11 protein-coding genes and 3 pseudogenes are annotated in these 13717 nt (G+C 67.0%); 9 read left to right on the forward strand and 5 right to left on the reverse strand.

What is annotated here, in order from left to right; translation table 11 throughout:
- The first annotated feature begins 154 nt into the window (after window positions 1-154).
- The 5 genes from ACFVXE_RS03980 (at window position 155) to ACFVXE_RS04000 (ending at window position 5890) form a co-directional block, all read left to right on the forward strand.
- Entirely contained in the window at window positions 155-340 is a 186-nt protein-coding gene (locus tag ACFVXE_RS03980) for a hypothetical protein (RefSeq protein ID WP_389668943.1), read from the forward strand.
- A gap of 651 nt (window positions 341-991) precedes the next feature.
- A complete protein-coding gene (locus ACFVXE_RS03985; RefSeq protein WP_389668944.1) occupies window positions 992-2287 on the forward strand; it encodes an extracellular solute-binding protein in 1296 nt (431 codons plus the stop codon).
- An 11-nt stretch (window positions 2288-2298) separates the two neighbouring features.
- Window positions 2299-3321: a carbohydrate ABC transporter permease gene (locus ACFVXE_RS03990; protein ID WP_389668946.1), complete on the forward strand. Its 1023-nt coding sequence runs from the start codon at window positions 2299-2301 to the stop codon at window positions 3319-3321.
- Entirely contained in the window at window positions 3321-4220 is a 900-nt protein-coding gene (locus ACFVXE_RS03995) for a carbohydrate ABC transporter permease (protein WP_389668948.1), read from the forward strand. The genes ACFVXE_RS03990 and ACFVXE_RS03995 overlap by 1 nt, the downstream gene beginning before the upstream one ends.
- 455 nt (window positions 4221-4675) lie before the next feature.
- The gene (locus ACFVXE_RS04000; RefSeq protein WP_389668950.1) at window positions 4676-5890 is read left to right on the forward strand and encodes an MFS transporter; all 1215 of its coding nucleotides are present in this window, start codon (window positions 4676-4678) and stop codon (window positions 5888-5890) included.
- On the opposite strand, the gene ACFVXE_RS04005 is transcribed toward ACFVXE_RS04000, so the two are convergent.
- Both ACFVXE_RS04005 and ACFVXE_RS04010 read right to left on the reverse strand, forming a co-directional pair.
- Window positions 5885-6157 (reverse strand): fibronectin type III-like domain-contianing protein, encoded by a 273-nt coding sequence (locus tag ACFVXE_RS04005; protein WP_389668952.1) that lies wholly within the window; start codon window positions 6155-6157, stop codon window positions 5885-5887. The genes ACFVXE_RS04000 and ACFVXE_RS04005 overlap by 6 nt on opposite strands.
- Window positions 6077-6341, reverse strand: a pseudogene (locus ACFVXE_RS04010) (helix-turn-helix domain-containing protein); the annotation flags it as partial. The pseudogene ACFVXE_RS04010 and the gene ACFVXE_RS04005, both read right to left, overlap by 81 nt.
- A 62-nt stretch (window positions 6342-6403) precedes the next feature.
- Between ACFVXE_RS04010 and ACFVXE_RS04015 the strand changes: the two are divergent.
- A complete protein-coding gene (locus ACFVXE_RS04015; RefSeq protein WP_389668953.1) occupies window positions 6404-6712 on the forward strand; it encodes an immunity 53 family protein in 309 nt (102 codons plus the stop codon).
- Between the two features lie 126 nt (window positions 6713-6838).
- Entirely contained in the window at window positions 6839-7723 is an 885-nt protein-coding gene (locus tag ACFVXE_RS04020; RefSeq protein WP_389668955.1) for a fructosamine kinase family protein, read from the forward strand.
- A 40-nt stretch (window positions 7724-7763) separates the two neighbouring features.
- On the opposite strand, the pseudogene ACFVXE_RS04025 reads toward ACFVXE_RS04020, so the two are convergent.
- The 3 genes and pseudogenes from ACFVXE_RS04025 to ACFVXE_RS04035 form a co-directional block, all read right to left on the reverse strand.
- Window positions 7764-7887, reverse strand: a pseudogene (locus tag ACFVXE_RS04025) (succinyl-CoA--3-ketoacid-CoA transferase); the annotation flags it as partial.
- A 392-nt stretch (window positions 7888-8279) separates the two neighbouring features.
- On the reverse strand, window positions 8280-9710 hold the full coding sequence (locus ACFVXE_RS04030; protein ID WP_389668956.1) for a non-reducing end alpha-L-arabinofuranosidase family hydrolase: 1431 nt from the start codon (window positions 9708-9710) through the stop codon (window positions 8280-8282).
- 663 nt (window positions 9711-10373) lie between these two features.
- The gene (locus ACFVXE_RS04035) at window positions 10374-12005 is read right to left on the reverse strand and encodes a family 43 glycosylhydrolase (protein ID WP_389669235.1); all 1632 of its coding nucleotides are present in this window, start codon (window positions 12003-12005) and stop codon (window positions 10374-10376) included.
- Window positions 12006-12406: 401 nt separating this feature from the next.
- On the opposite strand from ACFVXE_RS04035, the pseudogene ACFVXE_RS04040 reads away from it, so the two are divergent.
- A pseudogene (locus ACFVXE_RS04040) lies at window positions 12407-12761 on the forward strand (alpha-galactosidase); the annotation flags it as partial.
- Between the two features lie 130 nt (window positions 12762-12891).
- Window positions 12892-13617, forward strand: coding sequence for an SDR family oxidoreductase (locus ACFVXE_RS04045; protein WP_389668958.1), 726 nt, complete (start codon window positions 12892-12894; stop codon window positions 13615-13617).
- Window positions 13618-13717: the final 100 nt, after the last annotated feature.

The raw sequence follows: 13717 nt of genomic DNA on the forward strand, positions 1-13717 counted from the left end.
GCTCCACCGTCACACTGGCCGCCCATAAGATCCGACCGCGCACACTGGCCGACGTCTTCGCCCACGCCATCGCGAAGGGTGTCGAACTGCGCCTGGACGGCGTCGAGGTACGGGTCCGGCGTCCGAAGGCCGGCCGCCCGGCGGGCGTTCGTTCGTGGCCGGCAAGATGCGGCAGAACACCAGGAAGGCCACCGTCATCACCGACGGACAGGGCCGCACTCTGTGGACCGACGCGGTCCGGCCGAGCCGTATGGGTGATCAGGCGACGGTCAAGACCGAGGGGATCGAAGCCCTCTTCAAGCGATACCCGCAGGTCAAGACCAAGGTGGATGCCAGATAACGGGGCCTGGCCAACGGGCTTCCCCGACCAGGTCAGGCGCTGCCGAAGAAGCCCGCCAAGGACGCGGCGGCCGAGGTAGTCGTCGCCCGGAACGAGGCCCGCAAGAAAGCAGTCCTCGGAGCGGAAATGCGTCGAGCACGCCAACGCCGAGCACAAGCGGTGGAGGGCCCTCCAGCGGCACCTCGGCCGCCACGAGTGCTGCACCGCGACCCATCTGGCCGTCGCCGGCCTCGTCTCCGACCGTACCGCAGAGCGATAATCACCCACCGGTCAATCTGCCAAGCCAACACGTCCCAACCTCAGTTGCGCACAACACCGGAAGTTTCGGCGAACTTTCGGAAATAAGTCATTGACTGCCGCTCTGCGCCGAGCGCATACTCTCCAGCGATCGGCACCTCCCCGTAACGGACACGACTCCATACGGTCACACCCGTCCACCTGGCACGTCCACACGCGCATGCCCGGAGCCGGAAAGCAGGGGTTGCAGTGATCGTCACTATTTCGCGCACATGCCTGACCCTCACTGTTGCCACTGCCAGCCTGCCGTTTGAACCCCAGATCAGCGCATGTATTGGCACCCAATAGGCCACTGCTTAGCGCAAACCCCTAGCACGAGTTGTGTCAATGACGACAGATCAGGAAATTTCCACGATGACGAGGAAAACACGCAGCGCGACGGCTGTCGCGATCGGCTTGGGCATCGCGCTCGCTGCCACCGGCTGCGCCGGTGGCAGCGACGCCGACAGCAGCGGTTCGTCCGATGGCAAGGTCACGTTGACCGTCTGGGAGAACGCGCAGCCCGGACCCGGTGCGGAGTACTGGAAGACCGCCGCGAAGGCATACCACTCGCTGCACCCGAACGTCACGGTCAAGATCCAGGCGGTCCAGAACGAGGACCTCGACGGCAAGCTGCAGACCGCGCTCAACTCGAACTCCGCCCCGGACATCTTCCTGCAGCGCGGTGGCGGCAAGATGCAGGCCATGGTCAACGCCGGCCAGCTCCAGGCGCTGAACCTCACCGACACCGACAAGACAAATGCAGGCGCGGCAGGTGTCGCAGGCTATTCGATCGACGGCAAGGTCTACGCGATGCCGCTCGACACCCAGCCCGAGGGCATCTACTACAGCAAGGACCTGTTCAAGCAGGCGGGCATCACCTCGACGCCGACGACGATGGACGAGCTCGAGGCCGATGTCGCGAAGCTGAAGGCGATCAAGGTCGCGCCGATCGCGGTCGGTGCCAAGGACGCCTGGCCGGCTGCGCACTGGTACTACAACTTCGCCCTGCGCGCGTGCAGCCAGGACACCATGACGGCGACTGCGAAGTCGCTCAAGTTCACCGACCCGTGCTGGACCAAGGCCGGCGACGACCTGGCTTCGTTCCTGAAGGTCGACCCCTTCCAGAAGGGTTTCCTGACGACCTCGTCGCAGCAGGGCGCCGGCTCGTCGGCGGGCATGCTCGCGAACCACAAGGCGGCCATGGAGCTCATGGGCAACTGGGACCCCGGTGTGATCGGCAGCCTGACCAAGGACCAGAAGCCGCTCGCCGACCTGGGCTGGTTCCCCTTCCCTGCCATGGCCGGTGGCCAGGGCAATCCGACCGCCATCATGGGCGGCCTCGACGGATACTCGCTGTCAAAGAACGCACCGAAGGAGGCCCTTGGCTTCCTCGAGTGGCTTGTGACCAAGGACCAGCAGGAGGCCTACTCCAAGGCCTTCTTCACGATCCCGGTGAACAAGGACGCCCAGGAGGTCGTCACCGACCCCTACAACGTCTCGGCACTGCAAGCCTTCAACAAGGCGGCCTACTCCATGATGTTCCTTGACACCGAGTACGGCCAGAACGTCGGCAACGCCATGAACACCGCCGTCGTGAATCTGCTGGCCGGCAAGGGCACCGCCGCCGACATCGCCAAGGACACCAACGCTGCCGCCGCGAAGGGCTGAGTAAGCAGACGATGAGCAACACCCTGGGTACTGACACGGCCACCGGCCGCCAGTCACAGGGCACGCCTGGAGTCGGGGGCGCGGCCGAGTCCGCGTCCCCGGCTTCGCTGCGAGCGGCTGCGCGCCGCCGCAGCCGTGCCAAGATGCGACTCGAAATCGCGGTGCTGTCCGGACCGGCGATCATTATGTTCCTGGCCTTCGTGATCTTCCCGGTGGCGCTCGCTGCGTTCTACGGCTTCTACCGGTGGCACGGTTACGGAGCGCCCACCGACTGGGTCGGCCTGAACAACTACAAGCTGATCCTCACCGACCCCGCGTTCCAGCAAGTTCTGTGGCACAACGGCCTGATCCTGGTGCTCTCACTGGTCATCCAGGGCCCGCTGGCGATCATCCTCGCGCTCCTGCTCAACCAGAAGATCCGCGGTCGCTCGATCATCCGCGTCCTGATCTTCGTGCCCTACGTCATCTCCGAGGTCATCGTCGGCACCGGCTGGAGCCTGATGCTCCAGAGCAGCGGCGCCGTCAACGACCTGCTGCAGCACATGGGCCTGGGCTTCCTGCAGGCTGAGTGGCTCTCCAACCCCAAGCTGGCCATCTGGACGCTGATGGGCATCATCTCGTGGAAGTACATCGGCTTCGCGGTGATTCTGATGCTCGCCGGCCTGCAGTCGATCCCCGAGGAGCTCTTCGAGGCCGCTCAGATCGACGGCGCCTCCTACTGGCAGATCCAGCGCCGCATCACACTGCCGCTACTGGGCCCGACGATCCGCATCTGGGCGTTCCTGTCGATCATCGGCTCGCTGCAGCTGTTCGATCTCGTCTACATCATCTGGGGTCCATACGTCGCGGGCACGGCGGGCACCTCGACCATGGCGATCTACATGGTCGCCCAGGGCCGCAACGCGGGCAACTACGGCTACGGCAGCGCCGTCGCGGTCGTGATGTTCCTGATCTCGCTCATCGTCGCGCTGATCTACCAGCGCTTCGTCCTGCGCCGTGACCTCCGGGGCGCCGTCACCGAAGGAGCCGCCTGATGAGCGCGTCGACCGTCAACTCCCGGCTTTCCTCCGCCGTGGAGCCGGATGCCCCCATCGACCGCGGCAATCGTGACAAGCCTCAGAAGTGGGGGAATCCATTCACCTACTTCATCGCGCTGCTCTTCATCGGGGTCTGCATCGCACCGGTGCTCTATATCGTGCTCGGCGGATTCCGCACCAACTCGCAGATCAGCACGAGCCCGGCCGCCCTACCGCACCCCTGGGTCTTCAGCAACTACATCAGCGTCCTGAAGTCGGTGACGTTCTGGGGTGAATTCGCGAACTCCATCATCGTCGGGCTCGTGAGCACCGTCGGCACCGTCGTCCTCGGCCTGATGGTGAGCTTCGTGCTCGCGCGCTACGACTTCAAGCTCAAGGGCGCAATGTATTCCCTGTTCGCCGCCGGCCTGATGTTCCCGTTGGTCATCGCGATCACCCCGCTGTACATCGTCGTCAAGGACCTCGGCCTCGTCGACAACCTGTTCGGCGTGATCATCCCGCAGATCGCCTTCGGCCTGCCGACGACCGTCATCATCCTGGTGCCGTTCCTCCGAGCCATTCCGAACGAGATCGAGGAGGCCGCCGCGATCGACGGTGCAAGCCGACTCGGATTCTTCTTCCGCATGGTGATCCCGCTGTCACTGCCCGGTGTGGTGACGGTCGGCATCCTCGGGTTCATCGGCAGCTGGAACAACTACGTCCTGCCCCTGTACGTGATCAACTCGCAGGCGAACTTCACCCTGCCACTCGGCGTCCAGGCCTTCTCCTCGCAATACTCCGTGGACACCGCGAGGGTCCTCGCGTTCACCTCACTCGCCATGCTGCCCGCACTGATCTTCTTCGCGATCTTCGAGAAGAAGATCGTCGGCGGTCTCACCGGCGCCGTGAAGGGCTGAAACCGGCACCGGTATCCGCACCGGACCATCTCACGCCTGCCCCTGCTGTGCCGCCGGCAGGGGCAGGCCGCTGATCGGCGGCATCGCTCAGCCCGCTGGAAAGGGCGGTTGAACTGCCCTGGACCCAGATCGAGCCCGACAAGCAGGCCGTCATCGTTCCTGTCCGACGCCGCACCTTCGGCTCGGCCTCGACCCGCAGGAAACCGGCCAGGATGCGGTGCGCGCCGTCGTCTCCGCCGCCGACCATGGAGACATCGTGGCGCGCGCCCCGCTGCACCAGGTCGGCGAACGGCAGCAGTTACGCAGCGGCGCCCGCGAAGCACTGTGAACACCTCTTGTCCGCACTCTCCTTGGATAAAAATATGCCCGATCACGTTGTCCGCTGCTTCCGTTCAAGCGGCCACACCGAGCTCGCCCGCGGTGGTGCGACCGAGTCCGGCGGGAGGAGCTGAACAGTGCGCAAATGGCTTGCCGACCCCGACGCCGGGGCCAAGCCGGCCGCCATCTGGGCACTGTGCGCACTGATGGCCGCGACGTTCTGCGTCGTGACCACGGAGCACCTGCCGGCCGGCCTGCTTCCGCAGATCTCGTCCGGTCTCGGCGTGTCGCTGTCGGCCGCCGGGCAGCTGGTTACGGGATACGCCCTCACCGTGATGCTGCTCACCGTGCCGCTGACGTACGCCACGCGCCGGATTCCACGCCGCCCGTTGCTGCTGGGTCTGATGACGGTGTTCGTGCTGGGCAGCCTGGGTTCGGCCGTCGCGCCGAACTACGCCCTGCTGCTGGTCTCGCGTGCCGTGACGGCGCTGGTGCACGCTGTCTTCTGGGCAGTGGTCACGGTCACCGCCATGGGGCTGTTCCCCCCGGCGATGCGGGGCCGGATACTCGCCATGGTCTACGGGGCCACCTCGATGGCGACGATCGTGGGTGTGCCCGTCGGAAGCTGGATCGGCCAACACGCGGGGTGGCGGGTGGCGTTCGTGACGCTGAGCGGAATCGGGCTGATCGCTCTGGCCACCGTGGCACTCTTCCTGCCGGCCACGGCCGTCGCTCAGACGTACAACAACGACACCGCCGTCCCCGACACGTCGCGCTATGTCGTGCTGCTGGTGACGATCGTCCTGGCGCTGACGGGCCTGTCGATGGCGTTCACGTACACGGTGCCGTTCCTCACGGAGGTGACCGGGTTCTCGGCGGCGGCGGTCGCCCCGCTCCTGCTGGTGCGCGGTGCGGCCGGTGTCGCCTCTGTGGCCGTCGCGGGCACCCTCGCGGACCGTCACCCGAAGATGGCGACGACGGCGCCGGTGGCTCTGCTGTCCGTGTCGCTGATCGGCATGTATCTCGCGGGGACGATGCCGATCGTGGTGGTCGTGCTGATGGCGACCTCGGGCGTCGCGGTCTTCGTGATGATCACGACGCTCACGAACGAGCTCCTGGCGGTCGCACCCGGCAATCTGTACATCGCCTCCGCCGGGGGGAACGCCGTGTTCAACGCGGGCACGGCCGTCGGGGCCGCGTCCGGGGGGCTGGTGCTGTCGGACATCAGCGTCCGCAGCACCGCGCTCGCGGGCGGGCTGCTGGCCGCCGCCGCGGTGGCGATTCTGCTCGTGCATCAGATGATCAGACGGGCTCCGCGCGCGACACGCGAGGCGGTCACCGATCTCTCATAGCGCAGTCACACGCACCGGCACGGCGAGAACCCGGTCCATGCCCACGACCCGTTCCGGGCCGTCGAGGACGAAGGAGACGCGGTCGGCGTGGACAGTGAACTCGAGCCTGGCGGCGCGTCCCGGTTCGAGGCGTACCCGCGCCCAGCCGGTCAGCCGGCCTATCGGCCGTGCTGCCGAGGTCAGCGCTGAGCAGGCGGGGACGGCCTCCCATCCACTTATGGTCCAGGCAGGCCAGGCCGATCTCGTTGACGCGGTGGATGAGATCACGCACGGTGTCCTCGTCGGCCGCCACGAGCCGTGCGATGACGGGCACTCGGTTCCCGCCCGCCGACCCCAGCAGCACAACCGCGCGGCGGTAGCGCACCGAGGTGGTGCTGCCCCGGCGCACTATCTGCTGCAGTCGCTGCCCCTCCTGGTCGGTCAGCCTGCGTACTCGTACCGGCTCCGCCATCGCTCCTCCCCTGCAGGACAGACCAGTCACGCCCGAACCCGGCTCGCTTAGCATCTCCTGCCATGAGCGATGCGGAGCGCCTTCTCGACTGGCTGCAGAACTGGTACGCGCAGCAGTGCGACGGCGACTGGGAGCACGAGTGGGGCGTGAAGATCGCCACGCTCGACAACCCCGGCTGGACCATCGAGATCGATCTGGAGGAGACGGACCTGGAAGAACGCGAGTACGCCCTCCAGGAGATCAACCGCAGCGCGCGGGACTGGGTACACACCTGGACCGCTGAGAAGACCTTCCACTCCTCGTGCGGTCCCGGAAACCTCACCGAGGCCCTCACCCTCTTCCGAACCTGGGCAACAACGTCCGCCTCCTGAGCCGTCACCAGCCGGAGATACCGAACCGGTGCAACCATGCGGTCAGAGCACTGGGCTCAATGAGTGAACCGCCGCGGGCTCGCCCCTGATTGCCATGATGCGTGACCAGCAGAGAGAAGCACACCGGTGACAGACGCGTCGTCCTTCCTGCTCGAACGCCTGTATGCGGCCGGTCTGACCGACGTCGTCGCGGTCGAGCCGGCCACTGGGGGCCTCGCCGCCACCGCGGGACTCGCGCGCCGCGGTGACGGCACGTCGGTGTTCGTCAAGGCGTTCGGCGAGCCGCCGTCGGACGACGTCTTCGCCGCGGAGGCCGAAGGGCTCACCGTGCTGCGCGAGGCGGGCGGCGTTGCCACGCCCGAGATCATCCTCGCGGACCGCGACCTTCTCGTGTTGTCCGTGCTGCGGCCCCGGCCGGGCACCGAGGCCTTCTGGGAGCAGCTCGCACATGCGCTCGCCCACCTGCACACCACCACGCGGCACCCCCGATTCGGGTGGCACCGGGACAACTGGCTGGGCCGCCGTCGGCAGGTCAACACCTGGGATGACGACGGGTTCGAATTTTTCGCCCAGCACCGTCTACTGCGCTGGCTCAACGAACGTCGCGTCCAGGGGGCGCTCGACGCCGCGGACCGGGCGGCGCTGCAGCGGCTGTGCGACAGGCTGCCCGAGCTGCTGCCCGTCAAGCCCGCCTGCCTGACGCACGGCGACCTGTGGGCGCTGAACGTCATGGCCACCCACGACGGACGGCCCACACTGATCGACCCGGCCGTGTCGTACACGTGGGCCGAGGTCGACCTGGCCCACCTGTGGACAACAGCGCCGCCGCCCGAGGCACATGTGTTCTTCGAGCTGTACGCCGAGCTGACCGGGCTCGACCGCGACTGGCGCGATCGGATGCCGATCCTCCAGCTACGCCAGCACCTGGCCGTGATCGCCCAGTTCGCCCCCGACTGGGGTGCCGCCGACCTCGTGCGCGCCACGCTCGCGCCGTTCCGGCAGCGGCCCTGAGCTCAGCTCGGACGATCGCTGCCTGTGAGGGAGCCATGGCAGCGCCGCAGTCGTTGGAGACCACGTGCGGCATCGGTGCCCGCCTCGTACAGCGTCTGGATCAGTACGTTCGGCACCCCGCTGAGTCCTGAGCCACCGACGGCCATGGCCGCGTCGTCCGCCATGCCCGCTACCGCCTCGGCTGCGGTGGCGCTTGCAGCGTTGTCCGAACGGGTCGGCCGTGTCAACGGTTTCCGGCCCACGGGTAGCGTGCGCCCCTGGGACAAAAGCAGGGAGGGCATCCGATGCCGTGGACCAGCGCGCGCTGCGGCTGGCCGACGCGCTCGACGGGTCGGTGTCGGTGTGCGTTCCCGACAGGGACGGGGCGCGTTTCGTCACCCAGTTCGCCAAGCGGCGCCGATGAAAGTCCACAAAAAAGAGGAACCCCGGCCGACGCACGGCTGGGGTTCCTCGATGCGGTGAGTATCGGTCAGCCGGTGGAGTCGCCCACGTCGTGAACCGCTCGTCCACGCGCCGGCAGACCGCACCACATCGCGATCACCGTGGATCAGTCGGGTCAGCGCTGCAGGGTAAGGACCCCCGGCCGCCACGGCAGTTGGTCGTAACTACCGCCCGCGGTGGGGGACTTGCCCTGGTAGAGGAACTGCAGGTTGCAGGGGTCGATGGTCATGGTCTGGTCGGAGTTGTTGCGGACCAGGTCACCGTGGCTGATGTCGTTGGTCCACGTGGCACCGCTGTTGGCCTTGCCCGCGAAGGGGTTGCTTTCGCTGCCGGCCTGCGGGGTCCACGAACCGCTCAGGCTGGAGGCCGTGAACGAGCGGAAGTAGCGCCCATTCGCACCTATCGCCTCAACGATCATGAGGTACTGGTTCTGGCCCTGAACCTTATAGACCTGCACCCCCTCGAACAGGTTGTTCGTCGAGTCGCTCATCACCGTCGTGTACGACGAGCCGAAGCTGCCCGGGAAATTCCCGATCGGCATGCTCGCCCGGTAGATCTTGCCGTTGTCACCGGCGAAGAACAGGTACATGTTCTGGCCGTCACCGATCAGGGTCTGGTCGATCGGGCCGGTGCTGGAGCCGGAGATGCTACCGGTGAACAGCGGCTGCGGCGAGGACCATCCGTTGGCGTTGGTGGGGTCGCTCGACGTGCGGTAGACGAAGGCGGACGCTCCCCACTGGTACGCCAGAACCCAGATGTTCTTGGGCGCGAAGTAGAACAGCGTCGGCGCCACTGCGGCCTGGCTCATCCCGGTCTGGCCGGCCGATGCCATGTCCGACCAGTTCGTGAACGGACTGAACATCATCGAGCCGTACGACGATCCCGACACGTTCGACGCGTAGACCAGGTGCTTGCCGTTGTACACCACGTTGGTGAAGTCCTTCAGAGCGACCCACCCGTTCGCCGGCTGCGCCAAGGTGCCCGTCGACGTCCATCGGTACGTCGACGGAAGAGAACACGTGCCGCCCGCCGGCGGGGTCGACGTGCCGGACAGACCGGTCCACTGCTGGCTGCTGCCGCCGTTGCACGTCCGGAGCTCCACCGCCGTGCCGTTGGCCGTACCGGAGCCTGTGGCGTTCAGGCACAGCCCGGACTCCACGCCGACGATCGTGCCGTCGGAGTTCACCCGCCACTGCTGGTTCGCACCGCCGGAACAGGTCCAGATCTGCACCCGGGTACCGGCCGCGGTGGCGTGGCCCGGAACATCCAGGCACTTGTTGCCGTAAACGGTCAGCGTGTTACTGTCCGTCAACGTCCATTGCTGGTTGGTCCCGCCCCAGCAGTCGTAGAGCTGCGGGTACGTGCCGTCGGCCTGGCTGGCGTCCGGCACGTCCAGACACCGACCCGAACCAACACCGCGCATGGCGCCGCTGGTAGCCGCCTGAGCCGGGTTGGCGACGAGCATCGCCGCCAACGCGACCAGGGCCGCAACCGCGGCGGCGAGCACCACAGACAGATGCCTGCGGCCGAAACTTCCTCTGCGCATGGGTACTTCCCAAACCTTGAGTAAGCGGTTCCGGTCGGCCTCGTCAGAGGCTGTCCGGACTGTCGATGTGGTGCGGTTCGTAGCGGTCCGTGGGCACCGGGCCGACCCCTTGTGGCTTCCCGGTGCTGCGAGACCTTCTCAAAGACCGGTGGCGCCCGGCCTCTTCGGGCCGCTGCGAAACGCACCGGCCCGTGTCGAGCGTTGATCGTCGTGGTGCAGGCCTGCCGCACGGTGACCCCCACGTACTCCGCGAGCCGTTCGAGCTCCGATCGAAACCGGGGCCCGCGCGGCACGGTGCGGATTGGATTGTTCATGGCATTCCTTGAGCGAGACCGAGCTGAGGAATCGAACGGCTCAACGACATACCGTGCCCCACCTGAAGAGGGCATCGAGCGTCACCGAGCCGGGTGGACGGATGCAGCTGTCACACGGCTTCGTCATGAAGGACCTGACCGTGTTCGCCGTCCTGTCCGGGCCTCTCGGGCGGCCGGAGTGGAGGCTTGGACGGTGTCGGGTGAGCCCGTCGCCGTCCCGGTCTTCATCAGGACGGTCGCGGTCATCAGGCCCAGGACCGAGGCTCGGCGACGGCCGAGGCGTTCGAGCGGGCTCATGCTTCTCCTCGTACGGTCGGGTGCGGGTGGGGGTGGCCGGGATCGGCTCGGTTCAGGGCGTGGACAGCTCGAACCGCGTGACGCGGACCGAGCCGCCGAGCGCCTGGGTGGCGTGGTTGAAGAGGGCGAACCGGTAGCCCATGAAGAACCGCCAGTCGTCGCCCATGGAGAAGTCGGGTCCGAGGCGGGTGAACGTGATGCCGTCGGTGCTGTAGGAGAAAGTCCCCGGGCGTGCCGCGCCGGGGCGGATGTCCGCGCTCGCGCGCAGCCAGATGCGACTGCCCGGAACGATTGCGCTCGCGAGCTCGCAGCCGGTGCCGGTGGTGTTCCAGTTGCCGTCCATGGTCAGCCCGCCGACCATCACCACCCGCGTGACTCTGCCCTCGCGCTTGACACCGATCCACGCGGAGGAGTCACGCAGCAGCGCGAGTCCGGCCCTGTCGCCGTCCCGCATCGCGGAGTGGTCGAGCTGGACCGTGGCGGTGGAGGTGGGGCCCTGGATGCGGTGCGTGAGGGTGTTGCGAGCCCAGTACACGTCGTCGGTGACCGTCGCGGTGCGCAGGGTCAGACCGTCGTTGACCGACCACTTGCTGTTGTCCGGGTTGTGGTTCCACTCCCATTTCGGTTCGAGGGTCGTGCCGCCGAAGGTGTCGACGCCGGTCATGGGGGTGATCCGGCGGGGCGGCGGCACGGCCGGGCTGGGATAGGAGGTGCCCCATGCGCCGTTCACCAGTTGGACGATGGGCCAGCCGTCCCAGGTCCAGGTGACCGGTGCCAGCGCGGGCACCCGGCCGCCGGGGTAGGCGTCGACGAATGCCAGGTAGTACCAGGCACCGTTCTGCGTCTGCACCAGGCCACCCTGGTGCGGGACACCACCGCCGGGGATCGGCCCGCGCAGATCGAGGAGCACCTGCCGCATCACGTACGGACCGAAGGGACCACCCGACGATTTCAGGATGTACTGCCCGTTCGCGGGGCGGGTCAAGAAGATGTAGTACTGCCCGTTGATCTTGTAGAAGCGGGAGCCCTCAAGAGTGCCGACGCCCGACGGCGTCGTGAACACCTGCTGCGTCCGGACCTGGGTGCGGCCGTCGGGGGAGAGCTGGGCCACGCTGATCGTGGTGTTGCCGTACGCCACGTACAGGGTGTCGTCGCTGTCGACCAGCAGCCCCGCGTCGTAGTAGGGCGTGTTGACCGTCGTCAGCCGGTTCCACGGCCCCTCGACCGCCGTTGCGGTATAGATGTACGTCCGGGCGAACTCGATCTGACCCAGCCAGTAGAACGTCCTGTTGCTCGGACGGTAGGCCAGCGATGATGCCCAGATCCCTCGGACATACCCACGGGCCCCGTTCAGGTCGTACTCGGCACCGAAGTCCAGGACCGGCACCGAGTGGCCGACGATCTCCCAGTGCACCAGGTCGTACGAGCGCAGGACGGGCGCGCCCGGCGAGTAGTGCATGGTCGAGGCCGAGGCGTAGTAGGTGTTTCCGACGCGGATGACGTCGATGTCTGCGAAGTCCTGCCAAATCACCGGGTTCATATACTCCCCGGCGGCCGCGCGGGCCGGCCCCTGCGCGGGAGCGGCTGCGGTGCGGGAGGCTCCCGTCAGCGGGAGAACCGCGCCGTCGGCGAGGCCGGCCGCCAGCGCGCGACGACGAGGAGATGGCTGATGTGGCCATGACATATACATGCGCGGCATGCCCCCTTCGGCTCGGCGTTTCTGCGGGCGCGACCCGGAGGTGCCCCGCTGTGCGCGTGGAGCGACTCCGGCGCGTTCGTAATATCGAACAAGGGTCGAAGTTTCGAGCACCCTGAATGATAGGGAGTGGGTGAACGGCGTCAATACTTCGCGCAGGAGTCGCGGAAAACGCCGAAACATTCGTATGGCTTTAGGGATAAAACGGCGCAGGTCAAATCAGTCCAACGGCCGGGCTGGACACCCGCTCGGCGCTGGAACTGGGGTGATTTCGCGCGCGATGTTGACACAGTGGTCCGCCTCTCCAGTATCCGTGGCGCCCGGATTTTCCGAATGACGTACGAACTTTCGAACCCTCTTCAGGTGATCCCCGGGAGAAGGAGCCCCAGGTGCCCAGACGATCAGGCAGACGACTGGTCCGTCTCCGCGCGACCGCCGTTCCGACGGTCACTGCGTCCGTGAAGGCCTCCTCCCACTCCACCGCCACGGCCGCGCCGGGCAGCCGGCGCTCACCCCGCCGCTGGGGTGGAACAGCTCGCGTCCACCAGGTGCCCGGGGAGCGCACATACGCACAGGCCACAGGCGGCTACCCAGGGTCCATCGGCAGCAGGGGCCACGGGACCCAGGACGCAGCCACGTTCGCCTCATGGGGCGTCGGCTACCTCAAAGTACGACTGGTGTTCATCGAGCGGTACCCGTGACGAGCAGGTCACGCGGTTCACGCTCATGCGCGACGCCCTGCGCGTCGGCTGGGGCTGGTCCATCCCCGACGCCCTCGATCACCTTGAAAACCGTCTCGCCGCAACTTGCAGACCCGTATGTTCAGGCTCCCGAGCTCGTCTACTCGTCATTGGGAGGGGCAGTGCTGGAAGGTATGGCAGCCGTCGTCACGGGCGGTTCCCGCGGCATCGGCCGGGCGATTGTCCAACGTCTGTGCCGTGATGGAGCGAAAGTAGTCTTCAACTACGCCACCAACGAGGAAGCCGCAGCCGAGGTCGTCCGCACCGTGCAGGAGAGCGGCGGTCACGCCCACGCCGTACGCCTGGACCTGGCCGGACCAGGCGCAGCAGAACAGCTCATGGAGACTGCTGAGACGCATCTTGGCGGCCTGGACGTCTTGGTGAACAACGCCGCAATGTCTCATGCTCCACTCCCGCTCGCGGAGACCAGCACCGCAGTGTTCGACAGCGTGATGACGGTGAACGCCCGCTCGGTGTTCATGACCATCCGTTACGCGGCCCGGCGGATGCGCGACGGTGGCCGGATCGTCAACATCTCCACGATGAACACCCTGCGGCCGGCTCCGGGCATCGGCCCCTACGTCGCCAGCAAGGGCGCCGTCGAGCAGCTGACCGCGGTCGCAGCGCGGGAACTCGGGGCGCGCCGCATCACGGTCAACACCGTCTCTCCCGGAGCCACGGACACCGAAATGTTGCATGCGGCCAATCCCCCGCAAGCCCTCCAGACTGTCGCCGGCATGACGCCCCTCGGCCGACTCGGACAGCCCGCCGACGTCGCCGACGTCGTCGCCTTTCTTGTCGGCCAGGACGGCCGGTGGATCACCGGTCAGAACCTGCGGGCCACCGGCGGCCTGGTCTGAGCTCCGAGATGGGCCATCTCCCACGAACACCTCGCGAGATCGGATGGTTGAGTTCTCTGAAGGCAGGCACCGGGATCTGTCACTGGTGCGTGCGGTTGAA

Origin of the sequence: Streptomyces sp. NPDC058231 (assembly GCF_042882275.1) — a bacterium.
Lineage (GTDB): Bacteria > Actinomycetota > Actinomycetes > Streptomycetales > Streptomycetaceae > Streptomyces.

What these genes read in the sequence shown, in the direction of transcription:
- ACFVXE_RS03990 (WP_389668946.1), top strand. Translation starts at nt 2,299, where the DNA reads ATGAGCAACACCCTGGGTACTGACACGGCCACCGGCCGCCAGTCACAG.
- ACFVXE_RS03995 (WP_389668948.1), top strand. Translation starts at nt 3,321, where the DNA reads ATGAGCGCGTCGACCGTCAACTCCCGGCTTTCCTCCGCCGTGGAGCCG.
- ACFVXE_RS04015 (WP_389668953.1), top strand. Translation starts at nt 6,404, where the DNA reads ATGAGCGATGCGGAGCGCCTTCTCGACTGGCTGCAGAACTGGTACGCG.
- ACFVXE_RS04030 (WP_389668956.1), bottom strand. Translation starts at nt 9,710, where the DNA reads ATGCGCAGAGGAAGTTTCGGCCGCAGGCATCTGTCTGTGGTGCTCGCC.
- ACFVXE_RS04045 (WP_389668958.1), top strand. Translation starts at nt 12,892, where the DNA reads ATGGCAGCCGTCGTCACGGGCGGTTCCCGCGGCATCGGCCGGGCGATT.
- ACFVXE_RS03985 (WP_389668944.1), top strand. Translation starts at nt 992, where the DNA reads ATGACGAGGAAAACACGCAGCGCGACGGCTGTCGCGATCGGCTTGGGC.
- ACFVXE_RS04035 (WP_389669235.1), bottom strand. Translation starts at nt 12,005, where the DNA reads ATGTCATGGCCACATCAGCCATCTCCTCGTCGTCGCGCGCTGGCGGCC.